This is a genomic window from Pedobacter lusitanus, from assembly GCF_040026395.1.
In the GTDB taxonomy this organism is placed as follows: domain Bacteria; phylum Bacteroidota; class Bacteroidia; order Sphingobacteriales; family Sphingobacteriaceae; genus Pedobacter; species Pedobacter lusitanus.
Genome location: NZ_CP157278.1, coordinates 2,676,422 through 2,700,071, shown reverse-complemented (window position 1 = coordinate 2,700,071; position 23,650 = coordinate 2,676,422). Strand labels below are relative to the sequence as shown.

Here is a 23,650-nt window from a genome sequence, read left to right as displayed (position 1 = left end):
TAATCTTTGTTATTAAAGCTTTTCTTGACCGTGGGAGATCATGTTGCTGTAAGAATCCATCAGTTGACGGGCTAATATTGAAGTATTGAATTTCTGTGCGTATATTAACCCTTCTTCTTTCATTTTGGCGGCCAGATCCTGATCTCTTAAAATGGTGTTTACCGCATTTGCCAGCGCAGATGCATCATGTGGATTTACATACAGACTATGAGGACCACCAGCTTCTTCCAGGCAGGAACCTGTGGCAGAGACAACCGGAATTTTACCGTAAAGAGCTTCAATAACCGGGATACCAAATCCTTCATAAAAAGATGGATAAACGAATACTGTTGCTAACTGGTAGATAGAAGGGAGATCAGAGAATGGAATATCTTTCAGAAAAATGACTCTTTCGCTCATTCCGAGGTTTTCAATCTCTGCTATTACTTTTTTTGCATAAGCTTGTTTTTTACCAACTACCACTAACTTAAATTCAGGGTCGATTGCTGGTAATGCTTGTACCAGGGTTAATAAGTTCTTTCTGGGTTCGATAGTCCCTACATTCAGCAGGTATTTTTCAGGGAGATTATATTTTTTGCGTACACTATCTTTAAAATCCTGACCAATAAGCTGTTTGAAAGAGTCGTCACAGGTTTGATAAATGACTTCAATTTTAGAAGGATCAATATGATAAAACTCAATAATATCATTTTTTGTCTGTTCACTGATCGCAATAATATGATCTGCATTTTTACAGGCATATTTACTTTTGAAGTTGTAAATAGTACGGTCTATGAACTTATAATATTGAGGATAACGCAGAAAAATAAGGTCATGCATTGTGACTACCGTTTGAATAGAAGAAGGCATCCCAACCGGGATTTCATTACTTAATCCATGGTAAATTGCAATGTTGTCCTTTTTTAATTGCTTTTTGATCCCGAAAGTTCTCCATAAGATGGACGGAGATGATTTTTCAGGCAGTGCAAGATGAATATTCTTCCGTTTAAAAAAAGAAGAAATCTGTCCGGTGTTTTTGACCTTTGGACTGTAAACAAAGTATTGGTTTTGAGGGAAAAATTCTGATAACTGTAAAACAAGAGATCTGCTGTAATTACCTAAACCGGTCAGATTATTAGCCGCCCTTTTTCCGTCAAAACCAATATTCATTAAACTGCTACGTTATTTTCTCTTAATGCATCATTGAGTGAAGTCTTTTTATCTGTAGACTCTTTACGTTTTCCGATGATCAGTGCACATGGAACCTGATATTCACCTGCAGGGAATTTTTTAGTATAACTTCCTGGAATCACTACTGATCTTGCCGGAACAATACCTTTATATTCAACAGGACTGCTTCCTGTAACGTCAATAATCTTAGTTGAAGCTGTTAATACTACGTTTGCACCTAAAACGGCCTCACGTTCTACACGAACACCTTCTACTACGATAGCTCTTGAACCAATGAAACAATCGTCTTCAATGATAACCGGAGCAGCCTGAATCGGCTCTAATACACCACCAATACCAACACCACCACTTAAGTGTACATGTTTTCCGATTTGTGCACAAGAACCCACGGTAGCCCAGGTATCAACCATTGTACCACCATCTATATAAGCACCGATGTTCACATAAGAAGGCATTAAAATTACACCTTTACATAAGTATGATCCATAACGTGCACTTGCACCAGGAACAACTCTTACACCTAGTTCCTTGTAATTGGTTTTTAATTTCATTTTATCATGAAATACAAATGGACCAACTTCAATTTCTTTCATTTCTCTGATAGGGAAATAAAGGATAACAGCTTTCTTTATCCATTCATTGATACCCCATGAATTTAGAATTGGTTCTGCAACACGGAGTTCACCTTTATCAAGTTGCATAACAACAGTCTCGATCGCTTCACAATATTCAGTATACTCTAATAAAGTTCTGTCTTCCCAGGCAGCCTCAATTAACTTTTTCAACTCTTTTATCATTATCAATTTTATTTTTTCACAAAATAAATCAATTTTATGTATTGCGCGATCTTTTACTTATGTATTTTTGATTTTTTATGGCAGAGCAGGAAAAATTAAGGATAGATAAATACTTGTGGGCAATAAGATTGTTTAAAACAAGAACTTTAGCGACTGAAGCTTGTAAAGCTGGCCGCGTTAAATTTAATGGTCAGAATGTGAAGGCTTCTGTAGTTGTAAAGCCAGGTGATGTTTACCAGGTATCTAAAGGAATCGAGAAAAAAGTAATTGAGGTAGTTGAGCTCTTGTATACCAGAGTAGAGTCGAAGATCGCGGTTACCAAATATAAAGATATTACTCCCCTTGAAGAGACTCAGGGTTACAAGTCAATGTTTCATTCACCGGTTTTAATACGGGACAGAGGAGCGGGCAGGCCAACCAAGAGAGACCGCAGGGAAATCGATGATCTGACGGGCAGCCTTTTCGAAGATGATAAAAAAGATGATTAAATAAAAAAGGCCTCCGGATTCCGGAGGCCTTTTTTATGCGCTGTAACAGCTTATTTTTTGTCGGCTTTATAACCATCGTTAAGACCGGTGATAACTTCACTTGTAACGTCCAGAGAAGGATCAGCGAATAAAATTGCGCTGTTGCCTTTCTGGTAAGTCAATACCATTTTGTAACCTTTACCTTTAGCATATACTTTCAGGTAATCAGCAATTTTGTTATATAATTTTTCCTGTTCTGCACCTTGCTCATTCTGTAAAGCTGCACCAGCATTTTGCTGATAGGCTTGTAATTCCTGTTGTTTACGCGCTAATCTTTGTTCAGTTGTAGCTCTCTGATCAGCAGGTAAAGTGTTTTGAGTTTGCTGATATTGTGCAACCTCACGTTGAAAAGCCTGTGTTTTAGCAGCAAGATCAGTTTGAGCAGCTTTAGATTTAGCATCTAATTTAGTCTTAAGATCTTTGAAGTACTGGTATTTGGTTAATAAAGAATCCGAATTTACATAAACGATAGGCTCGTTAGCTTTAACTGCTGTTGCAGCAACGTCAGTTTTTACCGCAGTATCAGTCGCAGTTTTGTTGTCTTTATTCTGGCATGAAGCCATTACTGAAACTAATGCTACAGCGGTAGCCAGTGTGCTTAGTTTGAAGGATGTTCTGTTCATTTATGCAATTATTATTTTGTGGTTTTTAATTCTTTTTCAGCATTAATACCCGTTTCAGGTCTAAACTGAAGGGGTAAATTTTAGCAAATATAAAATTTCCAATTTAGTATCCTAAATAACTTGTTTTTTTTGGGTCATTAATACACTTTTTAAATCAAATAGTTATCCACATTTGCCTTTAATTGGCCATAATTGGTTATTTTTGAATCTTATTTTTTATTAACATTTATGAGCGAAGAAAAAGATCCAAAGTCAAATTATTCGGCAGATAATATACAGGTATTAGAAGGTTTAGAAGCGGTGCGTAAGCGCCCTTCAATGTATATAGGTGATACAGGTGTTAAAGGATTACACCATTTGGTTTATGAGGTAGTAGATAACTCTATCGATGAGGCTTTAGCCGGACATGCCAATACAATTACCGTAAATATTCTTAAAGATAATTCTATCAGAGTTGAGGATAACGGTCGTGGTATTCCGACAGGGATCATGCAAAAAGAACAGAAATCGGCATTAGAGGTTGTAATGACAGTATTACATGCCGGTGGTAAGTTCGATAAAGACACTTATAAAGTTTCCGGAGGTTTACACGGTGTGGGGGTAAGTTGTGTGAATGCACTATCAACACATTTGAAAGCAGAAGTACACCGTGAAGGAAAAATCTGGGTACAGGAATATGCTCAGGGTAAACCGCAGTATGAGGTTAAGACTGTTGGTGAAACTGAGAAAAGAGGTACTGTAATCACTTTTACTCCTGATGATACGATCTTTACGCAAACTACAGAATATCGTTATGATACACTGGCTTCACGTTTAAGAGAGTTATCTTTCTTAAATAAAGGAATCAGTCTGACACTGACTGACGAACGTGAAGTAGATGAGCAGGGAAATTTCCTTTCTGAGCTTTTCCTTTCTGAAGGCGGATTAAAAGAATTTGTTCAGTTTCTGGATGGGGGTCGTCCTTCATTAATTGCTGAGCCTATTTATGTAGAGGGACTTAAAAATGGTATCCCTGTAGAGCTTGCTTTGCAGTACAATGACAGTTATGCTGAAAATGTACACTCTTATGTAAATAATATTAACACCCATGAAGGTGGTACACACATTGCCGGTTTCAGAAGAGGTTTGACCCGTACTTTGAAAGCTTATGCTGATAAGTCTGGTTTATTGAAGAATGTGAAATTTGAAATTACAGGTGATGATTTTCGTGAAGGTCTTACTGCAGTAGTTTCAGTAAAAGTACAGGAGCCGCAATTTGAAGGGCAGACCAAAACCAAATTAGGTAATACTGAGGTAATGGGAGCAGTGGATATTGCAGTTGGTGAGGCATTGGGTATCTATCTGGAAGAATATCCGAAAGAGGCCAGAATGATTGTCAACAAGGTAATCCTTGCAGCAACAGCGCGTGCAGCAGCACGTAAAGCACGTGAGATGGTTCAGCGTAAGAGTGTAATGGGCGGATCTGGTTTACCAGGTAAACTTGCCGATTGCTCAGACAGTGATCCGGAAAAATGTGAGTTATATCTTGTCGAGGGAGATTCGGCGGGTGGAACTGCAAAACAAGGTCGTGACCGTAACTTCCAGGCTATTCTTCCGCTTAAAGGTAAAATCCTGAACGTGGAAAAAGCTATGGAGCATAAAATCTACGAGAACGACGAGATTAAGAATATGTTTACAGCTCTTGGCGTAAGTATAGGTACTCCTGAAGATGATAAAGCATTAAATCTGACTAAACTTCGTTATCATAAAATCGTGATCATGACGGATGCTGATATTGACGGATCACACATTACCACACTGATCCTGACATTCTTCTTCAGATATATGAAAGCATTGATTGAGGCTGGTTACGTTTATATCGCAGCGCCGCCGCTTTACCTGGTTAAAAAGGGGAAAGAGCAGGAATATTGCTGGAATGATCAGCAGCGTGATGCAGCTGTACAACGTTTAAAAGGACAGGGTAAAGAAGAAAGTGTTCATATTCAACGTTACAAAGGTTTGGGTGAGATGAACGCAGAACAACTTTGGGATACTACGCTGAATCCGGCTAACCGTACTTTAATGCAGGCTACAATTGAGAATGCTGCTGAGTGTGATCATACCTTCTCTATGTTAATGGGTGATGAAGTAGCACCAAGAAGAGAGTTTATTGAAAGAAACGCTAAATACGCGAAGATTGACGCTTAAGAATTTCTTCGTTTAAATAAAAAGGAGGTGTCTGTAAAAGACACCTCCTTTTTTTATGACCTGATTATATTTTATAATATATAATAGGTTTTCGAATTGTGTACTGGCTCCGCAGCCATTTTGTCTTCATGATAATGTGCATCATTCAACATCTGTGATAAATCACGCTCTATGGTTTTTGAAATAGTAGTAGTCGGTGTATCCGTTGGTTTGTTTTCAAAAGGATCCTGCAGATGAATGGCCATCTTTTCAATTAATAAAAAGGCTGCTGCAATGGCAATGACTACCGGTACTTCAATATATCCGAAAAACTCAATCAGTCCGAAAGGCAGCATGATAATAAAAAGATAGATCGTCATATTGATATACTTACTGTAAGTTACAGGAAATACAGTGTTCTTAATTCTCTCAGAACCACCCATACGGTCACACAGATTTGATAAGGTAGTATCAATCTGTACCTGCTGATAAGTATTAATCCATCCCTCTTTTACTGCCATTTTGATATCCCTGGCATGAAGCTCGAGGATAGACATCGGTACATTTTTATATCTGCTGATAAATTCCAGTTCATCAGGTTTCATAAACTTATCAAGTCCAAGCATAGGGCTGGTGTTTCTAAGTGACTGACTTAACCCATAAGCCCAGGCAATTTGTCTTTTGACAAAGCGCTCCTTAAATAGTTGTATTTCTGCTGAATAATATGGATCATCAATAAAGTACAGGATCTGTCTTGTTAAAGACCTCGAATCATTTACAATTGCACCCCATAGAATACGGGCTTCCCACCAGCGATCATAAGCCTGGTTAGACCGAAAAGCAAGTAAAAGTGAAATTACAGTACCTAAAAGTGCAGGAACGGCAATTGGAATTGAGATCCTGGTGAAATGAAAGTTTTCATAGAGAACTACAATACCAACAGCATATAGTGTTACCCAAATAAGATCTTTAGCTATTTTGCCAAAGATGTAGGTAAGCGGAACGTTTTTCTTTAATAACATATAATGTGTTTTAAATAGTAATTAACTAGACTAGCTGGGCATTCTCATGCTCCAGAGAAACGGTGGTGTTTGTTTTTACTGCAGGTTTTTCTTCCATAACAGTATTGATGACCGGAATACCGGATTTATTTAAAAATACATCAGGATTTATGCTGTATTTTGAGATCTGACGGAAACTGTATGCCTCAGGACAATAGATGAAATCGACCTCATGTGCTTCTGCAAAGTTCCTGAAAGCCGCCATTGTACTACCATAGAAATATTCTATTCCGATAGCGGCGATTTTCCCCTGATGAGTTTTTTTGAAATCATAACAGGCTCTGTGAAAGGATTCGGGGATTTGTCCGTATTCCGTACTGCGTCTGGAGAGCATTAATAAATCAGAGATAGAATCTGTCAGCTTGTAGGCATGAAAGAAAATGATTTTAACAGATTCATTTTTGAAATTCTTTAAAATATTCTCTGAAAGATAGACTGATGCTTCGTTGAAATCTGTGGGAATTAAAATGGTTTTCATATTGTATCTTTGATTAAGTTAATGATACAATAGTACGGCCCGCAGATTGCAGCCGTATAAGAGTGAGATTAGAATGAGATTAGAATTGCAAGGTTCAGGTCATTAAAAGAACAGCCGCTGATTAATGAGAGCGGGGTAATAAAATACTCATTTCAGTACCTGATTCCTGAACGGTTTTGATTGCAATACTACCCTTATGGAGACGGATGATATTTAAGGATAGCGGCAGCCCTACACCATAACCATTATAGCGTGTCGTGTTAGAAGCGCGGAAAAAGGGTTCAAATACATGCTGCAGTTCATCTTCCGGAATTCCGATACCCTGATCCTTTACACTGATGACGATATTAGTACGGGTTACCGATAAGCCCAGTTCAACAACGCGGTTGTCAGAATATTTACACGCATTATTTACAATATTGGTTACTGCAAGCTTAATCAGGTTTAAATTACCATGAAGGTTAATACTTTCAGGGTTTTCCGGAAGTTTGGAAAGATCTATCTGAATCTGGTTGTCCGGGTTCACCAGGTCAATTGATGCTTTTACATCCCAGATCAGTTCATCCAGACGTATTTCTTCCCAGCGTTGCTTTTCTCCGTCAAACCCGGATTGTGCTAAACTGAGTAAACTGGTGAGTATGTTTTCCAGCCGTTCCGCTTCAGTTTGAATAGTTGCTATGGATTTCTGAAGTTCGGGATCAGCATTCGAAGATCTGAAAACAGCTAGTTCCGCTTCCCCGCTGATTACCGTTAAAGGAGTTCTAAGTTCATGAGAAGCATTGCTGATAAAATTATTCTGTGTTTCAAATGCAGTTTCCAGTCTGTCCAGCATATCATTAAAGGTCTGGGATATCTCTGCAATTTCGTCATTACTTTTGATCTGTGGCAGGCGCTGATGGAGATTCTCCGCACTGATTCCTTTTGCCTGTTTAATTAAGGCTCTGATCGGTTTAAAAGTAAAATCAGAGAATTTTCTTCCTACAAAATAGGACAAAGCAACAGAAAGAAAGAAACCTGCAAATAAGATTCGCTGTAAATCCTTTAGTTCTCTGTATCCATAAGGATCTTTGGCAGAAATAATAACGATATAACCATTCGATCCTTCTTTTAAATATTTACCCGCATAAAAGGTATTGTCATTTCTGTATCGGGCAATCAGACCGGATTCAATATTCTTATAAAAGCTGGCAGGCAGATGCACTCTTTTGTCAAACGCTATCTTATTAGGTTTATCGGCTAAGAAAACATGTTCATTTTCCTGAGGCAGCCGTTCCAGGTATTTTTGTCTTGCTTCCCGGTATTCAGCGGTATTAGTTCCGGTAGCAACTTTGATCTGACTGGCAATATTAATCCTTGCTTCCAGTCTTTTGTAGAAATCCTCAAAAGCAAACTCATTTGCAAAATACCAGACAAATCCGCTCAATAAGGAGATAATGATTGCAGATAAAATGGCAAATAAGAAGGTGATACGGGTATTTAAACTCATTATATTGATTTTTCTTTTAGCAGGTAGCCCAGCCCAACCACGGTATGAAGCAGCGGCACACTAAAACCCTTGTCTATTTTCTTTCTCAGGTAATTTACATAAACATCAACTACATTGGTTCCCATATTGAAATCAATATCCCAGACATTTTCAAGGATATCAATCCTGGACAGGGTTTTGTTCTTATTGCGGGCAAAAAATTGAAGCAGACGATATTCAGTGGCTGTAAGGATAATTTCTTTTTGTGCCCTGATAACTGTTTTTGCTGAGATATTGATATGTAAATCACCAATAGTAATGATTTCGTCCGCCTGTTGGAAACCAGCATATCTTCTCAATAACATGCGGATTCTGGCACTGAGTTCAGCGATTTTGAAAGGCTTTACCAGATAATCATCCGCTCCGTTATCCAATCCGGTCACTATGTTTTCAGTACTCCCGAGTGCGGTAAGCATAATAATTGGAGTTTGCGGATGATTCTTTTTGATTTGTTTACATAAGTCCAGTCCATTAATTCCCGGAAGCATGATATCAAGAATAATCAGGGAGAAAGAATGTGCTGCAACCATTTCCAGAGCAATAAATCCGTCGGGTGCAAAACTTAACTCAAAACCTTCACTGCTTAAACCTCTTTTCAAAACTGACACCACATTTGGTTCGTCTTCAACAATAAGGAGTTTCATAAGCAGGTAGGTTATTTAGAAGCAAATTTAAGCAGAATAAGCAAATTTAGCCTGGTTTCGGATAAAATAGAATCTTTAGCTTTTTATAATTGATTTTTGCCTGGTATTTGTGAAAGATATCACTTCCAATAATCGCAGCAATTTTGGGATGCCCCATTAATACATAGGCATCATTCACCGTTTCCAGATCCAGTGCTACCGCAGGATAGGATTTAATAATCAGTTTACCGATTTTTAGTTTTGGAATAACGGCCTGTATAGTACTTGAGGTGGTAAACAGCGTAGTTGCATTGGTGTCTCCCATATCAGGAATAACAATGTTGTCGCTGTTCTGTTCAATGAACGTTTTGTTAAATACAGATCTTGAAGCACCAGTGTCCACTACGGCCCAGTGTTTCTCTCCAAAAACAACGATTTCCACCAAGAGGTGGAAACCGTCATCATTTAAGTTTATTAAAGTAAGAGGGACTGCAATTGTGCGCATTAAATAAGCTTCATTTCTTTAAGCACATTATTCATTGCTCTGACCGCATCAGCACTTTTATTAAATGCCGCTTTTTCTTCTTCATTCAGATTGTAATCTATAATTTTTTCCCAGCCATTACGACCTACAATTACAGGAACACCCAGGCAGATATCACTCTGGCCATATTCGCCATCAAGCGCTACACAACAGGTAAACAGTTTTTTCTCATCACGAACTATGCTTTCCACAAGCGCAGCACCGGCAGCACCAGGCGCGTACCAGGCAGAAGTACCCAGTAAACCTGTCAGTGTTGCACCACCCACCATAGTGTCAGCAGCAACTTTAGCCAGTACATCAGCAGATAAAATATCCGTTACCGGTAAGCTCTGATAAGTAGCATAACGGGTTAACGGAATCATCGTAGTATCACCATGACCGCCAATTACAAAGCCCTGAAGGTCGTTTGAATTACAGTTTAAAGCAACACTCAGGTAATACTTAAATCTTGCACTGTCCAACGTACCACCCATACCAATGATTCTGTTTTTAGGCAGCCCCAGTGATTTAAGAGACAAATAAGTCATTGTATCCATTGGATTACTGATCACGATAATAATCGCATCAGGAGAGAATTTTAATATATTTTCAGCAACGCCTTTAACAATACCCGCATTGATGCCAATCAATTCTTCGCGGGTCATCCCCGGTTTACGCGGAAGCCCCGAAGTAATTACAGCTACCGCAGAACCAGCAGTTCTGCTATAGTCATTAGTTACACCAGTGATTTTTGTGTTAAAACCCAAAAGTGCGGCAGTCTGCATCATGTCTATCGCTTTACCTTCGGCAAAGCCTTCTTTGATATCTAACAGAACTAGTTCTTCTGCTAATTCTTTTCTGGCAATATTATCTGCACAGGTAGCACCAACTGCTCCTGCACCAACAACTGTTATCTTCATGGATTCAATTTTTAAATTGTAATAAAATCTTCATCAGATCTTCCAGCCCAAGTTATAAAATTTAAGGCACTATTTGAAAATGCTTTTTAAAACTTTATCAGACCTTCTTGGTTTTATGAGAAAGAATTTACATTTGCTTAACGTCTGTTGAAATTTGTAAATTGATTATGGTCTATAAATCTAAATGGAAATCATCCATATTTAATAAGGGAACGCTATGTTAGAGAATAAGCCTGTTGAAAAAGTTGATATAATGTCTTACGCAGGTAAATGGTATTCACTATATTCAATACCCGCCTTTATGGACAAAAACTGGAATGAGACCACTGAAACCTATGTGATTCATCCGGATGGCTATTATGCTGTCTTTACCACCTATAAATTGCCGGGAGATAAAGAAACAAAATACGTAAGGTCAAAACTTATCGTCGTCAGGGGAACAAATAATGCGAAACTCAAAGCACAGTTTGTATGGCCGTTAAAGGTCGATTACTGGGTTATAGAGCTTGGAGAAGATTATTCTTACGTAGTTGTCGGGCATCCAAAACACAAGCACCTTTCCATTATGTCGCGTAAGCCGGAATTGCCCGCAGCGCTGCTGGATGAAATTATCGGCCGCTGCCAGGAAAAAGGTTATGATATTACAAAACTTGTCTCACAGCAACATAAAGCAGCAGTGAATAAGGGACATGCGCACTCTTCCTGAGATTTTATCATCTAAATTTCAACGGCCTCTTAAAAAACCGTAATTTTGTACCTCGATTGTTTGAGGAATAGTGTCCAGAGAACATAGATTCATAATTGCCCTTCTATGTATTTAATTTTTGATACCGAAACTACAGGTCTGCCGGCCAATTATAATGCACCCGTATCCGATACCAATAATTGGCCCAGGTGTATTCAGATTGCCTGGCAGTTACATGATGCGTTAGGAAACCTGGTTGAACACCAGGACTATCTGGTTAAACCCGATGGATTTAATATTCCGTATGATGCAGAACGTATACACGGTATCTCTACAGAGCTTGCTGCGGAACAAGGTATTGATATCCGGGAAGCCCTGGATAAATTCAACATTGCCCTTTCCAAAGCAAAATTCATAGTAGGACAGAATATTGGCTTTGATGTCAATATTATGGGGTCTGAGTTTTACCGGATGGGCGTAGAAAGCCCGATGGCTCAAATGCCGGTTCTGGATACCTGTACAGAAGTTACCGCTAACTTACTGAAGATTCCCGGAGGCAGAGGTGGCAGATTTAAATTGCCAACCCTGACCGAATTACACAGTTATTTATTTGGAGTTCCATTTGCCGAGGCCCATAATGCAACGGCGGATGTTGAAGCAACCACCCGTTGTTTCCTTCAGTTACTGAAAATGGAAGTTTTTACTCCCGATCAGCTTCAGGCCGATCAGGAGTATATCCGTTCATTTATAGCCCATCAGCCGGCTGTTATACCCAGTGCAGGTATTCAGCATATCAATCTTAAAGCCGCTTCTGATGAAATCCGGAAAAGACAGGCCAAAGCTGAAGGGCCCGGTGTTTCCAGACAAACTTTAAAAGACAATCAGCAGGAGCTTAAAGATGCGACTTTTGTTCACCTGCACAACCATACGCAATTTTCGGTATTACAGTCTACAATCAATATTCCAGGTTTGATAGCTGCGGCAGCGGCCGATAAAATGCCTGCAGTAGCGATGACAGATCATGCCAATATGATGGGTGCCTTTCACTTTGTGAATCAGGTGCTTAATCATAACAAAGGAGTTGAAGCCAGGAATAGTGCAGCAGCAGAAAAAGGAGAGGAACCTTCAGAAGTTCCGATTACTCCCATAGTAGGCTGTGAGTTTTTTGTCTGTGAAAACCATCTGGATAAATCCCGTAAAGACAACGGGTATCAGATCGTGTTTCTGGCCAAAAATAAGACCGGTTATCACAATCTGGCCAAGATGTCTTCCATTGCCTATACCAAAGGATTTTACTATGTCCCAAGGATAGACAGGGAGGTTATAGAACAATATAAAGAAGACATTATTGTGCTTTCAGGAAACCTGTATGGTGAGATATCCAGTAAGGTGCTGAATATGGGAGAAAACCAGGCAGAAGAAGCTTTAATCTGGTGGAAGTCACTGTTCGGTTCTGATTTTTATATGGAGATTATGCGCCATAGTCAGGATGACGAAAATGTCGTGAACAAGACGCTGATCTCTCTGGCCCAGAAACATGATGTTAAGCTGATTGCGACCAACAATACCTATTATATCAATAAAAAGGACGCCAATGCACATGACATTTTATTATGTGTGAAAGATGCTGAAAAGCAGGCAACTCCTATAGGCAGAGGCAGGGGCTACCGTTACGGTTTGCCCAATCAGGAATATTATTTCAAATCTTCTGAAGAGATGAAAAAGCTGTTTGCGGATCTTCCGGAAGCAATTTTGAATATTCAGGAAATTGTAGACAAAATACAGACCTATAAACTGGCCAGAGAAGTTCTCTTACCTAAATTTGATATTCCAGAACAATTTCTGGTTGCAGAAGATGAGCAGGATGGAGGAAAAAGAGGAGAAAACAAATTTCTGCGTCATCTTACCTACGTAGGCGCAGAGAAAAGATACGGGGAGCTGACTCCCGAAATTATAGAACGTCTGGATTTTGAGCTTCAGACAATAGAAAAAACAGGTTATCCCGGATACTTCCTGATTGTACAGGATTTTATCAGGGAAGCCAGAAACCTGGATGTTTCCGTTGGCCCCGGACGTGGTTCTGCTGCGGGTTCAGTAGTTGCTTATTGTTTGTGGATTACCAATATCGATCCAATCAAGTACGACCTCCTGTTTGAGCGTTTCCTGAATCCTGACCGTGTATCCATGCCCGATATTGATATCGACTTTGATGATGAGGGCAGGGGCCGTGTAATGGACTACGTAATCAAAAAATACGGTGCAAACCAGGTTGCACAGATCATTACCTATGGTACAATGGCGGCCAAATCTTCTATTAAAGATACTGCCCGTGTACTGGATCTGCCTCTTTTTGAAGCAGATAAAATAGCCAAGCTTATTCCCAATCTGAAACTCGCTAAAATATTTAACCTCGATGAAAAATCACTCAGAGGAGCCTTGCGTGCAGATGAATATGAGAAGGTGGTTGAGCTTAAAGATATAGCAGATTCAAAAAGTCTGAGTGCTGAAACTATACAGCAGGCCAGAATACTGGAAGGCTCGCTGAGAAATACAGGTATCCATGCCTGCGGAGTAATTATTACTCCGGATGACATTACCAATTATGTTCCTGTGGCTATGGCCAAGGATTCAGATTTGTATGTAACACAGTTTGATAACTCGGTAGTAGAAAGCGCCGGGTTGCTGAAAATGGACTTCCTGGGGTTAAAAACGTTAACCCTGATCAAGGATACCGTTAAGCTGGTACGTTTAAGGACAGGTATCCAGCTTGATCCTGATGATTTCCCTATTGACGATGTCAGGACTTATGAGTTGTTCCAGCGCGGAGAAACGATTGGTATTTTCCAGTATGAGTCTACCGGGATGCAGAAATACATGAAAGAATTAAAGCCTACCGTATTTGGAGATTTAATTGCCATGAACGCATTGTATCGTCCAGGACCTCTGGAGTATATCCCGAGTTTTGTCCGCAGGAAAAATGGGGAAGAAGAAATAAAGTACGATCTGGATGCCTGCGAAGAATATCTGAAAGAAACTTACGGAATTACCGTATACCAGGAGCAGGTGATGCTTTTATCGCAGAAGCTTGCCGGTTTTACTAAAGGTGAGGCCGACGTTCTGCGTAAGGCTATGGGTAAGAAACAGAAAGACGTTCTGGATAAGATGAAGCCTAAATTTGTTGCCCAGGCAGCAGAAAAAGGACATTCTCCGGCTATTTTAGAAAAGATATGGAAAGACTGGGAAGCTTTTGCTTCTTATGCCTTCAATAAGTCTCACTCTACCTGTTACGCGTGGATTGCCTATCAGACCGCTTATCTGAAAGCACATTACCCTGCCGAATATATGGCTGCGGTACTGACTAATAATATGAGCGATATTAAGCAGGTGGCCTTTTTTATGGAAGAATGTAAACAGATGGGCGTACAGGTATTGGGCCCGGATGTGAACGAATCCATTCTTAAGTTCTCTGTAAATCCGCAGGGAGAAGTACGTTTCGGGCTTTCAGGAATTAAAGGCGTTGGAGAAAAGGCGGTAGAAAGTATTATCGAAGAACGTAACAGCAATGGATTTTACCAAAGTATTTATGACTTTGCCAGACGCTCCAATACCAGGACGGTCAATAAGAAAGCCTATGAAAGTTTTGTTTATAGCGGGGCTTTCGACAGTTTTGGATTTCACCGGGCACAGTTCTTTTTTATTGGTATAAATGATAAGCTCAATGGTATCGAAAAGCTGATCAAGTATTCAAATGATTTTCAGAATAGTGAATCTTCTGCACAATCATCTCTTTTTGGAGGTACAGTAGCAGATATGATTAATGAGCCAACTTTACCGGTTGCTAATGAATGGACGCTGATTGACAGATTAAAATATGAGAAGGATGCCATAGGAATTTTCCTGAGCGGGCACCCGCTGGATAATTATAAATTAGAGCTGAAAGAATTTTGCCAGCACAGTGTCCGTCACCTGTCTATCGTGAATAAAATACGGATGGGTGATACCAATGAAGACGTATTGGCAGAGTTTGAGCAAATCAAAAACAGGGAGCTGGTAGTAGGCGGGCTGGTTGTTATTTCTGCTCAGCGAATGACTAAAACCGGAAAACCATTTGGGACCATTGTTTTTGAAGATTATAATGACAGTTGTGAGCTGGCCTTATTCGGAGAAGACTTTGTCAAATTCAAGCAGTTTATGACTGATGGTTATTTTCTGCAGATCCGCGGCAGGGTGGGTGAAAGATTCCGTAAAGAAGGAGACTGGGAGTTTAAGATCACTTCTATAGCCCTATTGTCTGATTTAAGAGATAAACTGGCTAAAAGTCTGACTATACAGATCCCGATTCATGGAATCAATGATCAGATTATTGCGCAGATTCTGGCTATGATTGAAGAAAACAAAGAAAATACAGAGCAGCAGAACTGTCAATTGAATTTTACGATATACGACAGAGAGCAGAATGTTTCTCTTGATCTTCCTGCTAAGTCGCTGAAAGTCAATCCTGATAACCAGTTTCTGGATCAGTTGAAAGCCTTGAATGTGGTGAATTATAAGTTGAACTAATGTCATTTTGGCATTAGAAAATATGGTGGCATTACAATTGATTATATCTTTGTGTAAATAAAAAAAAGAAATATGGCTATAGAAATCACAGACGCAAACTTCGAGGAAGTTGTGTTGAAATCAGATAAACCCGTTTTAGTAGACTTTTGGGCAGAATGGTGTGGTCCATGTCGCATGGTAGGTCCGGTAGTAGACGAGATCTCAAAAGAATACGAAGGAAAAGCAGTAGTGGGTAAAGTAAATGTGGATAACAACCCGCAGATTTCTACTCAGTTCGGTATCCGTAATATCCCTGCGTTATTATTCTTTAAAAATGGTGAAGTAGTTGATAAACAAGTTGGTGCAGTTCCAAAATCAGTATTGTCTGGTAAACTGGATAAACAATTATAATCAACCCGATATATATATCAGAAAAAGCATCCGCATTCCGGATGCTTTTTTTATGCGCGGATAATTTATTCTCCGGATAATTTATCTTCCTGATTTTCTTCTGGGATATTCTCCTCTGCGGTAAGCAGCTGATCGCTACGGAAGCAAAACAATGCAATAACAGTCAGTACAGCTATCTGGATATAAGAGATTTCTACCGGATGCCCCTTATTCAGATCAAACAGCCCTGCTTTTGCAGCTATGCAGATCATTACGGCCAATGTAAATAACCATTTAAAATTCCTGGTACTGCTGGTCAGGCGGCTTAAATGCAGATGCTTTAATGTCAAAGCTCTCAGTGCAGTAATTAAAAGCACTAAAAAAAGAATGCATAACAATATATACTTAAGAAAACTCACCATTGGTATAGGCTTGAGCTGGATAATACCACTAAAAAAATAGGCTGAAGAGACCAGACCGCTAAGAAACAGCAATGAATAAAAGATAACAATGCCCCTTAACAGAAGACGGTGAATAGTGGCCGGAGAACCCGGTGGATCAGTATATTTATTCATGTTGTTTATCGCTGGCAAGTTAGTTTCTTTTGTTAAATTTACAAAATGGCCTCCTTTACCAATCAATCTGAATATCAGTTTAACAGTAATCTGGAATTACTCGCCAGGCAGGTAGTGGAAGGATTTATCACTGGTTTGCATAAAAGCCCATTTCATGGATTCTCTGTAGAATTTGCAGAGCACAGGGCCTATAACAGCGGAGATAATGTCAGAAACATTGACTGGAAACTATATGCCAGAACAGATAAGCTATATACCAAAAGGTACGAAGAAGAAACAAATCTGCGCTGCCAGTTTGTAATTGATACCTCCTCTTCTATGTATTTCCCTCAGGGTGGTTATAATAAGCTGACCTTTTCAGTACAGGCGGTTGCCGCATTGATTGAGCTGCTTAAAAAACAAAGAGATGCCTTTGGTCTGAGCCTGTTTACCGACCAGCTGATATTAAATACACCGGCAAGATCAACAACAGTGCATCAGAAATATTTATTTACGCATCTGGAAGATGTGTTAAAGGCACCTGGGATGAACGTAGGGACAGGATTGGAACGTTCGCTACATCAGGTAGCAGAATCTGTTCATCAACGCTCTATGGTCGTTATTTTTACTGATCTGCTAACCGCGGGCCCTGAAGATACCAATCAGGAAGCTTTATTTTCCGCTTTGCAGCATTTGAAATTTAACAAACATGAAGTGATCATTTTTAATGTCACTGATAAGGCTAAAGAAGTGAACTTCAATTTTGAGAACAGGCCATATCAGTTTGTTGATCTGGAAACCGGTGAATTGATAAAGGCAAATGCCGCCACGGTCAAAGAAGCTTATTTGAAATCTTTTGGAGATTATCGTAAAATGCTGATGCTGAAATGTGCCCAGTATAAAATAGACATGGTTGATGCAGATATAGCGGCTGGTTTTTCAGCCGTACTGGCGGCTTATCTGATCAAAAGACAGAAGATGAATTAATTATTTTTTTCCGTCCCTGTATCTGCTCAGTAATTCTCTTTTGAAGGTCTGTTCAGCTCTGTAATATTTACCTACTACTTTTATTGGCAGGCTGCTTTTGAATTTATTGTAATACTTGCGGTCAATATTCAGGTCTTTCTGTTTGAAGTTGAGTTCGTTATTGATCAGGCTTTCTACTTCAGTATCCGAAAGATTTTCAATTTCCGTGCTCTTTCTGAAACTGATCATGTTTTTTCTGCGCTCCTGGCGTAATTCGGCCTGTTCACTCTGCATAGAATTGTAGATTGGCCAGAATATCTTTGCTTCCTCGGGAGTGAGTTCCAGTTTTTCTTTCAGATAAGTGCTTTTATAAGCTTCTATTTCTTTACCTCTGCCTTCGTTTCTTTGTGCAGAAACCAGGAAGGGGAGGCATAATAGAAAAGCGATGGCAAGTAGATTCTTCATAATATGTAAATTATAATGCTGATGACAGATCACTCTGGGAATAATTGTTTAGAATATAAGTTTCCAAATCTGCATTTGCGGTATTGTCATTCTGTATATCCACATTATTTCCTTCTATATGATCAATAATGTCCTGTTCGTTTATATCATATAACATTTGCTCACTGGCCATATCAGCTGCTCTGTTTTCAGCATTAAAATTCTGCTGATTCAGATAAAGACCAAATGCAGTCACCAATATGAAACAGGCTGCCGAAGCATATTTAATCAGGTCATTATGCCATAGGCGAATGAGCTTGGGCTCACGTTTGAGCGGAAGATCAGTCCCGGTCGTTTTTGCCAGTATACTGGCCTGCAGTTTTTGGAAATATAAATCAGGCGTATGAAAACCTTCAGTCTTCGGGAGGTTTTGTAAACGGCTTGCAGCTGTTTCAGCTAAAATATGATCCTGCAAATGATCAAAATATTGTTCAGGTACGGTAAATCCGGCTACAGGAATAGCTTCTCTGAGCTCAGAGACATAAATAACATTATGAATCAGCTCAGGTAAGGTATTAAAATATTGTTCCGGTACACTAAATGGATTTTCCTTTTTAAGGGAAGCCAGATAAGGGGCCTCTTGTTTCCATTCATTGTCATCTACATCGTGTATCATTATTGATAATTTAGCTATTGCAGAATTATAACATCAGGGATTTCCTGAATTTGTATGTTATATGGATGCTTAAAATCATAAAAGGTTTAAAAGGTAATGTCATCATTTAGCATAAAAACTTCTATTTTTTTTACTGCAATGTGAAATGAGGCTTTTAATGCACCTACTGAAGTACCCAGTATTTCAGAAATTTCTTCATACTTGAGTTCATCATAATATTTCATATTAAATATCAGCCTTTGTTTTTCCGGAAGGATGAGCAGGGCCTGCTGTAATTTCATCTGGATTTTATCGCCGTTAAAGTAAGAAGAGGCAATTAAACTTTCTGATAGTTCATCAGAAACATCATCCAGGGGAATATTGTTGCGCTGTTTTTTCTTATTTAAGAAAGTGATACAGTCGTTGGTCGCAATCCTGTAGATCCAGGTATAAAGTTTGGAATCATTTCTGAATTTGGACAGGTTTTTCCAAACCTTAATGAAGACCTCCTGAACCAGATCATCCGCATCATCATGATCAATCACCAGACGGCGGATATGCCAGTAGATCTTTTCCTGATATTTGATAACAAGCAGGTTAAAGGCTTCATTACGCGTGCTCTCTACAGAGAACTTTGCTAAAATTTCATCATCTTCAACCTGCTTCATTGATTATTTTTTTCTTTTGATTACTTTCTGAGCCGCTTCAACAATGTTAATTGTATCCAGACCATATTTAGTCATCAGCTGATCAGGTGTTCCGCTTTCACCAAAACTATCATTTACAGCTACAAACTCTTGCGGAGAAGGAAGCTCTGTTGTTAACAGACGTGCAACACTTTCGCCTAAGCCACCAAATTTATTATGCTCTTCGCAGGTAACCACACAGCCTGTTTTTTTAAGTGACTTTAAAATAGCCTCTTCATCTAACGGTTTAATAGTGTGAATGTTTATAATTTCTGCATCGATTCCAAGTGCAGCTAACTGCTCACCAGCTTCAATAGCTTTCCAAACCATGTGTCCGGTTGCAATGATAGTTACATCAGTACCTTCGTTAACCATCCATGCTTTACCAATTTCAAATTTCTGATCAGGATCAGTAAAAACAGGAATGCTTGGTCTGCCGAAACGCAGGTATACAGGTCCTTCATATTCAGCAATGGCAATTGTTGCTGCTTTAGTCTGATTGTAATCACAAGGATTGATCACTACCATACCAGGCAACATTTTCATCAGACCTATATCTTCCAGGATCTGGTGAGTAGCACCATCTTCTCCTAAAGTTAAACCAGCATGAGAAGCACAGATTTTAACATTTTTATTTGAATAAGCTACAGATTGTCTGATCTGGTCATAAACTCTTCCAGTAGAGAAGTTGGCAAAAGTACCGGTGAAAGGAATCTTTCCTCCGATAGTCATTCCAGCTGCTATACCGATCATATTTGCCTCAGCAATTCCTATCTGAATAAATCTCTCAGGAAATTCATCTGCGAAGGCATCCATTTTCAGGGAACCTTTCAGATCTGCACAAAGGGCAACCACATCCGGATTTTTCTTGCCGGCTTCATGTAAACCAGCACCAAAACCAGAACGGGTATCTTTCTTTTCTGAATATGTATATTTTTTCATTAGTCTCTATTGTCTTTTAGTGGTTATGAAGCTATCATGTGCAAGCAATTAAATCTTTTCACTTTATGCTGTGCTGCACCTGATGGTTTCATTAGTCTCTGTTTTTTTTCGAAGGATCTGTTACAACCGGACCGCTTCGTGTTTTTTGATGAAGCCTGCTTTATTTCCTGCAGGTTTCACGGTTATAAATTAATAATCCCCTAAAGTTTCTTTGTTCTGATCTAAAGCAGAAGCCAGTTGTGCATCATTAGGTGCAGTACCATGCCATTTATGTGAACCTACCATGAAATCTACTCCATGACCCATCTGTGTACTCATTAAGTTTAAGATAGGTCTGCCTTTACCGGTAAGTGATTTGGCATATTCCAGTGTTTTAACAATGTCTTCCATGTTATTTCCATTAGAAGTGATTACATGCCATCCGAAAGCTTCAAATTTTGCCTGTAAACTCTCTAATGATAATACTTTTTCAGTAGGACCATCAATTTGCTGTCCGTTATAATCAATAGTAGCAATCAGGTTGTCAACTTTATTGTGAGGCGCAAACATAATTGCTTCCCAGTTTTGTCCTTCCTGTAATTCACCGTCTCCATGTAAACTGAAAACCAGTGAATGATCTTTATTTAATTTCTTGGTTAAAGCTGCACCGATTGCTACAGACATACCCTGACCTAAAGATCCCGAAGCAATTCTGATACCAGGTAAACCTTCATGAGTTGTCGGGTGACCCTGAACACGTGAGTTTAGTTTTCTGAAAGTAGCCAGTTCGCTAACTTCGAAATAACCCGCACGGGCTAGTACGCTATAAAATACCGGAGAAATGTGACCATTAGAAAGGAAGAATAAATCTTCGCCTTTACCATCCATTTTAAAATCTGTGGAATGGTTCATGGTCTCAAAATATAAGGCTGTCATAAATTCCGCACAGCCAAGTGATCCGCCCGGGTGTCCGGACTGGCAGCCATGCACCATTCTTACAATATCTCTTCGTACCTGAGAAACAATGTCCTCTAATTCATTGATTGTATGTTTCATCTAATTATTTATTGTCTTCTTATCTATTGATAGCAAATATAATTATTGCTGTCATTTATTATTTTTTGTAAATACAAGAAATACCATCTGAATGTGATATTTTCCTTTCAGCTGGTATAAGTGCCTTTTTATTTTTAAAATAAACAGCTTCTTAACTATTTAATAACTCAAGGATTTGTGCTGTAGAGTTTTTGGTGTCAACTTTCTTAATGATATGGGCAATTACCCCATTTTCGTCAATGACAAAAGTAGTACGGTTGGTTCCCATATATTTTTTGCCATACATGTTCTTTTCTCCCCAAACGCCGTAAGCTTCCACAATTTTTTTATCCGTATCTGCCAGTAAGGTAAAAGGAAGACTATGCTTGGCGATAAATTTCTGATGTGATTTCTCATCATCAACACTTACACCCAAAACCTCAATACCTTTAGCTTTTAGTCCCTGATAATTATCTCTGAAATCACAGGCTTCGGCAGTGCATCCCGGAGTACTGTCTTTCGGGTAGAAGTATAAAACCACTTTTTTACCTTCAAACTGTCCAAGTGTAACTGTGTTTCCATCCTGATCTGCTGCGGTAAATTCAGGGGCTTTCTGACCTTCTTTTAATTCACTCATATTATCTTATAAAATTAATTGAATACGTTTTACTATTTCCTTTCAGGTCTTCCACAACCAGTTTCAGCTGATGCTGTCCGCTTGAAGTACGTTCATCAAAAGAATGCCATAAGGTAGCAGTTTTCGTATCAAACTCCATTAATACCCAATTTCCGTCAATATAGCCATTAAAGCTTTTAATTCCCGAAAGATTATCACGGATTTTGAAAATCATCTTTACTGTCCCAGCCATGTTTTTGCCCGCTGCGATGTTTACCGGGATTATTGTTGGAGGAATAGTGTCAATAGTGATATAGAAGCTGCCGAAATTTCGCGGCGTAGCTTTCACATAACCATTATCATATACACCGCCCTGAGAGGCACCGCTGGTGCTGACAATAACAGCCTTATCTTTCAGTGCACCCAGACTGGCATCAGCTTTAATCCACAGATCAAAACCAACATGCAGCGGAGTCAGGTTATTATGGATCTGATAAACCGGTGAATAAGCACCTTTGGCCGGCTCTGGCTTAACTTTATATACCAGATTGAAATCATTGTATAAGGTACCTTTTGGCAGTACGACTTTAACGCCTGCGGCCGAAAATTCATTTTCCTTGTTATAGAAACAAGGTACACCATCCGGCTGGTCAGGCGTAGAAATTACAGTTTGTCCATCTGATTTTACTGTAAACGGCAATATGCTTTTATTCCCTTTGGCATCAGTGACAATATATTTAAGCTCATGCACCTGCTGATCCTTCAACTCAATTCTGCCGTTATTAACCAGGTTACTATAAATCTGCAGCGGATTTCCAGGGTCAGTGAAACTTTTCTGGATACTTCTTCTGGAGGTTATCAGTGCCGGATAATCAACATGTGAATTAATCGCCTTGCTGTTTTCGAAAGCAAACTTTTCTAAAGAGGAAGTATAAATGGTTTTCCCGTCCACTTCCAGTTCAATAGAATATACGCCGTTAATTCCTGAAGCACCGTTATGTCTGTCTGTAGTAGTAATGCCAAATCCGGTTTCTCCACTGATGATAAGCGGCCCGGCTTTGCCCAAAGTATATTTTCCTGCTGCGCCGGTAACCGGGATCAGTGTTTTCGGGGTATACTCATTAAAAGGTTTTTTATTCAGCTTATATTGATACAATGCATAAATAACCGGTGGGATATTGTCTGGTATCTGAATACCGAACAGTTGCGGGTTAATCGTATTCTCTGTTTTGGAATCCCTGATTTCAAAATGAAGATGGGGACCACCAGAGCTTCCGCGGTTTCCTGAATAGGCAATTACATCGCCTTTATGTACCGGAAACAGGTCTGCAGCAGGAAATTCATCCAGTTCAAATGTTTTCTTCTGATATTCCAGAGTCTTTACCGCTTCAGCAATTTTGGGTGCAAAGCGGGATAAGTGACCATAAACAGAAGTATATCCGTTAGGATGAACTATATATAAAGCCAGGCCAAAGCCACTGTTCTGAACACGCATTCTGGAAACATAGCCATCGGCGATGGCGTGTACCGGATAACCTTCACGCTGATTGGTACGAAAATCTATTCCTGAATGAAAATGATTGCCTCTGAGCTCTCCGAATGAGCCTGCCAGTGCCGGAGGAACAATATCCAGTGGCGGACGGAAATCGACCAGCGGATACTTATTATTACTAAAAATCTGTTGAGCCTGAGTACTGATTGCAAATACAAAAAGAAGAAACAGGAAAATACTTTTTTTGATCATCA

Annotated in this window: 23 protein-coding genes; 6 read left to right on the top strand and 17 right to left on the bottom strand. The window is 39.4% G+C overall.

What is annotated here, in order from left to right; genetic code table 11:
• Window positions 1-12 precede the first annotated feature (12 nt).
• Together PL_RS11430 and PL_RS11425 are read right to left on the bottom strand one after the other, a co-directional pair.
• Window positions 13-1,149 (bottom strand): glycosyltransferase family 4 protein, encoded by a 1,137-nt coding sequence (locus PL_RS11430; RefSeq protein ID WP_041882691.1) that lies wholly within the window; start codon window positions 1,147-1,149, stop codon window positions 13-15.
• On the bottom strand, window positions 1,149-1,967 hold the full coding sequence (locus PL_RS11425; protein ID WP_200890746.1) for a 2,3,4,5-tetrahydropyridine-2,6-dicarboxylate N-succinyltransferase: 819 nt from the start codon (window positions 1,965-1,967) through the stop codon (window positions 1,149-1,151). The genes PL_RS11430 and PL_RS11425 overlap by 1 nt, the downstream gene beginning before the upstream one ends.
• Before the next feature lie 77 nt (window positions 1,968-2,044).
• Here PL_RS11425 and PL_RS11420 point away from each other — a divergent pair, with 77 nt between their 5' ends.
• Window positions 2,045-2,455 (top strand): RNA-binding S4 domain-containing protein, encoded by a 411-nt coding sequence (locus PL_RS11420; RefSeq protein ID WP_041882693.1) that lies wholly within the window; start codon window positions 2,045-2,047, stop codon window positions 2,453-2,455.
• A gap of 50 nt (window positions 2,456-2,505) precedes the next feature.
• Here the strand turns inward: PL_RS11420 and PL_RS11415 are convergent, their stop codons facing one another.
• Window positions 2,506-3,117 (bottom strand): OmpH family outer membrane protein, encoded by a 612-nt coding sequence (locus PL_RS11415; RefSeq protein ID WP_041882694.1) that lies wholly within the window; start codon window positions 3,115-3,117, stop codon window positions 2,506-2,508.
• A 228-nt stretch (window positions 3,118-3,345) separates the two neighbouring features.
• Here PL_RS11415 and gyrB point away from each other — a divergent pair, with 228 nt between their 5' ends.
• Entirely contained in the window at window positions 3,346-5,304 is a 1,959-nt protein-coding gene (gene gyrB / locus PL_RS11410; protein ID WP_041882772.1) for a DNA topoisomerase (ATP-hydrolyzing) subunit B, read from the top strand.
• A 71-nt stretch (window positions 5,305-5,375) separates the two neighbouring features.
• On the opposite strand, the gene PL_RS11405 is transcribed toward gyrB, so the two are convergent.
• The 6 genes from PL_RS11405 to mdh all read right to left on the bottom strand — a co-directional run bounded on the left by PL_RS11405 (window position 5,376) and on the right by mdh (window position 10,413).
• Window positions 5,376-6,305, bottom strand: coding sequence for a bestrophin family protein (locus PL_RS11405; protein WP_041882695.1), 930 nt, complete (start codon window positions 6,303-6,305; stop codon window positions 5,376-5,378).
• 25 nt (window positions 6,306-6,330) lie between these two features.
• Window positions 6,331-6,822 carry a hypothetical protein gene (locus PL_RS11400; RefSeq protein WP_041882697.1) on the bottom strand — a complete coding sequence of 164 codons (492 nt, stop codon included), beginning with the start codon at window positions 6,820-6,822 and terminating at the stop codon, window positions 6,331-6,333.
• Window positions 6,823-6,943: 121 nt separating this feature from the next.
• Window positions 6,944-8,308, bottom strand: a complete 1,365-nt coding sequence (locus PL_RS11395; protein WP_041882698.1) for a HAMP domain-containing sensor histidine kinase — start codon at window positions 8,306-8,308, stop codon at window positions 6,944-6,946.
• Window positions 8,308-8,991: a response regulator transcription factor gene (locus tag PL_RS11390; RefSeq protein WP_041882700.1), complete on the bottom strand. Its 684-nt coding sequence runs from the start codon at window positions 8,989-8,991 to the stop codon at window positions 8,308-8,310. Before PL_RS11390 ends, PL_RS11395 begins: the two co-directional genes overlap by 1 nt.
• Window positions 8,992-9,037: 46 nt before the next feature.
• On the bottom strand, window positions 9,038-9,475 hold the full coding sequence (locus tag PL_RS11385) for a retropepsin-like aspartic protease (protein WP_041882701.1): 438 nt from the start codon (window positions 9,473-9,475) through the stop codon (window positions 9,038-9,040).
• Complete coding sequence (mdh, locus tag PL_RS11380; RefSeq protein WP_041882703.1) at window positions 9,475-10,413, bottom strand: malate dehydrogenase; 939 nt, start codon at window positions 10,411-10,413, stop codon at window positions 9,475-9,477. Before mdh ends, PL_RS11385 begins: the two co-directional genes overlap by 1 nt.
• 217 nt (window positions 10,414-10,630) lie before the next feature.
• Here mdh and PL_RS11375 point away from each other — a divergent pair, with 217 nt between their 5' ends.
• The 3 genes from PL_RS11375 to trxA all read left to right on the top strand — a co-directional run bounded on the left by PL_RS11375 (window position 10,631) and on the right by trxA (window position 16,048).
• Window positions 10,631-11,119, top strand: coding sequence for a lipocalin family protein (locus PL_RS11375; protein WP_041882704.1), 489 nt, complete (start codon window positions 10,631-10,633; stop codon window positions 11,117-11,119).
• Window positions 11,120-11,224: 105 nt separating this feature from the next.
• Window positions 11,225-15,658: a DNA polymerase III subunit alpha gene (dnaE, locus tag PL_RS11370; protein ID WP_041882706.1), complete on the top strand. Its 4,434-nt coding sequence runs from the start codon at window positions 11,225-11,227 to the stop codon at window positions 15,656-15,658.
• Window positions 15,659-15,730: 72 nt separating this feature from the next.
• Window positions 15,731-16,048: a thioredoxin gene (trxA, locus tag PL_RS11365; RefSeq protein ID WP_041882707.1), complete on the top strand. Its 318-nt coding sequence runs from the start codon at window positions 15,731-15,733 to the stop codon at window positions 16,046-16,048.
• A gap of 65 nt (window positions 16,049-16,113) precedes the next feature.
• Here trxA and PL_RS11360 read toward each other — a convergent pair whose 3' ends face one another.
• Complete coding sequence (locus tag PL_RS11360) at window positions 16,114-16,602, bottom strand: hypothetical protein (protein WP_041882711.1); 489 nt, start codon at window positions 16,600-16,602, stop codon at window positions 16,114-16,116.
• A gap of 45 nt (window positions 16,603-16,647) precedes the next feature.
• Between PL_RS11360 and PL_RS11355 the strand changes: the two genes are divergently transcribed.
• Window positions 16,648-17,568, top strand: coding sequence for a DUF58 domain-containing protein (locus PL_RS11355; protein WP_041882712.1), 921 nt, complete (start codon window positions 16,648-16,650; stop codon window positions 17,566-17,568).
• On the opposite strand, the gene PL_RS11350 is transcribed toward PL_RS11355, so the two are convergent.
• From PL_RS11350 to PL_RS11320, 7 genes are all read right to left on the bottom strand, one after another.
• Window positions 17,569-18,012, bottom strand: coding sequence for a hypothetical protein (locus PL_RS11350; protein ID WP_041882714.1), 444 nt, complete (start codon window positions 18,010-18,012; stop codon window positions 17,569-17,571).
• Between the two features lie 10 nt (window positions 18,013-18,022).
• Window positions 18,023-18,667, bottom strand: coding sequence for a hypothetical protein (locus tag PL_RS11345; RefSeq protein ID WP_041882716.1), 645 nt, complete (start codon window positions 18,665-18,667; stop codon window positions 18,023-18,025).
• A gap of 86 nt (window positions 18,668-18,753) precedes the next feature.
• Window positions 18,754-19,314: an RNA polymerase sigma factor gene (locus PL_RS11340; RefSeq protein ID WP_041882717.1), complete on the bottom strand. Its 561-nt coding sequence runs from the start codon at window positions 19,312-19,314 to the stop codon at window positions 18,754-18,756.
• 3 nt (window positions 19,315-19,317) lie between these two features.
• Complete coding sequence (locus tag PL_RS11335; RefSeq protein ID WP_041882718.1) at window positions 19,318-20,274, bottom strand: transketolase family protein; 957 nt, start codon at window positions 20,272-20,274, stop codon at window positions 19,318-19,320.
• 189 nt (window positions 20,275-20,463) lie between these two features.
• Complete coding sequence (locus tag PL_RS11330) at window positions 20,464-21,309, bottom strand: transketolase (RefSeq protein WP_041882720.1); 846 nt, start codon at window positions 21,307-21,309, stop codon at window positions 20,464-20,466.
• Between the two features lie 151 nt (window positions 21,310-21,460).
• Window positions 21,461-21,925, bottom strand: a complete 465-nt coding sequence (gene bcp / locus PL_RS11325; RefSeq protein WP_041882722.1) for a thioredoxin-dependent thiol peroxidase — start codon at window positions 21,923-21,925, stop codon at window positions 21,461-21,463.
• Between the two features lies 1 nt (window position 21,926).
• Window positions 21,927-23,648, bottom strand: coding sequence for a M23 family metallopeptidase (locus PL_RS11320; protein WP_041882723.1), 1,722 nt, complete (start codon window positions 23,646-23,648; stop codon window positions 21,927-21,929).
• Between the last annotated feature and the right edge of the window lie 2 nt (window positions 23,649-23,650).

Coding starts and splice junctions, on each gene's coding strand:
- trxA (WP_041882707.1), top strand. CDS start 15,731: ATGGCTATAGAAATCACAGACGCAAACTTCGAGGAAGTTGTGTTGAAA.
- PL_RS11430 (WP_041882691.1), bottom strand. CDS start 1,149: ATGAATATTGGTTTTGACGGAAAAAGGGCGGCTAATAATCTGACCGGT.
- PL_RS11360 (WP_041882711.1), bottom strand. CDS start 16,602: ATGAATAAATATACTGATCCACCGGGTTCTCCGGCCACTATTCACCGT.
- PL_RS11375 (WP_041882704.1), top strand. CDS start 10,631: ATGTTAGAGAATAAGCCTGTTGAAAAAGTTGATATAATGTCTTACGCA.
- bcp (WP_041882722.1), bottom strand. CDS start 21,925: ATGAGTGAATTAAAAGAAGGTCAGAAAGCCCCTGAATTTACCGCAGCA.
- PL_RS11395 (WP_041882698.1), bottom strand. CDS start 8,308: ATGAGTTTAAATACCCGTATCACCTTCTTATTTGCCATTTTATCTGCA.
- PL_RS11345 (WP_041882716.1), bottom strand. CDS start 18,667: ATGATACACGATGTAGATGACAATGAATGGAAACAAGAGGCCCCTTAT.
- PL_RS11330 (WP_041882720.1), bottom strand. CDS start 21,309: ATGAAACATACAATCAATGAATTAGAGGACATTGTTTCTCAGGTACGA.
- PL_RS11415 (WP_041882694.1), bottom strand. CDS start 3,117: ATGAACAGAACATCCTTCAAACTAAGCACACTGGCTACCGCTGTAGCA.
- PL_RS11340 (WP_041882717.1), bottom strand. CDS start 19,314: ATGAAGCAGGTTGAAGATGATGAAATTTTAGCAAAGTTCTCTGTAGAG.
- PL_RS11350 (WP_041882714.1), bottom strand. CDS start 18,012: ATGAAGAATCTACTTGCCATCGCTTTTCTATTATGCCTCCCCTTCCTG.
- PL_RS11390 (WP_041882700.1), bottom strand. CDS start 8,991: ATGAAACTCCTTATTGTTGAAGACGAACCAAATGTGGTGTCAGTTTTG.
- PL_RS11405 (WP_041882695.1), bottom strand. CDS start 6,305: ATGTTATTAAAGAAAAACGTTCCGCTTACCTACATCTTTGGCAAAATA.
- PL_RS11385 (WP_041882701.1), bottom strand. CDS start 9,475: ATGCGCACAATTGCAGTCCCTCTTACTTTAATAAACTTAAATGATGAC.
- mdh (WP_041882703.1), bottom strand. CDS start 10,413: ATGAAGATAACAGTTGTTGGTGCAGGAGCAGTTGGTGCTACCTGTGCA.
- PL_RS11425 (WP_200890746.1), bottom strand. CDS start 1,967: ATGATAAAAGAGTTGAAAAAGTTAATTGAGGCTGCCTGGGAAGACAGA.
- PL_RS11400 (WP_041882697.1), bottom strand. CDS start 6,822: ATGAAAACCATTTTAATTCCCACAGATTTCAACGAAGCATCAGTCTAT.
- dnaE (WP_041882706.1), top strand. CDS start 11,225: ATGTATTTAATTTTTGATACCGAAACTACAGGTCTGCCGGCCAATTAT.
- PL_RS11320 (WP_041882723.1), bottom strand. CDS start 23,648: ATGATCAAAAAAAGTATTTTCCTGTTTCTTCTTTTTGTATTTGCAATC.
- PL_RS11420 (WP_041882693.1), top strand. CDS start 2,045: ATGGCAGAGCAGGAAAAATTAAGGATAGATAAATACTTGTGGGCAATA.
- PL_RS11335 (WP_041882718.1), bottom strand. CDS start 20,274: ATGAAAAAATATACATATTCAGAAAAGAAAGATACCCGTTCTGGTTTT.
- PL_RS11355 (WP_041882712.1), top strand. CDS start 16,648: ATGGCCTCCTTTACCAATCAATCTGAATATCAGTTTAACAGTAATCTG.
- gyrB (WP_041882772.1), top strand. CDS start 3,346: ATGAGCGAAGAAAAAGATCCAAAGTCAAATTATTCGGCAGATAATATA.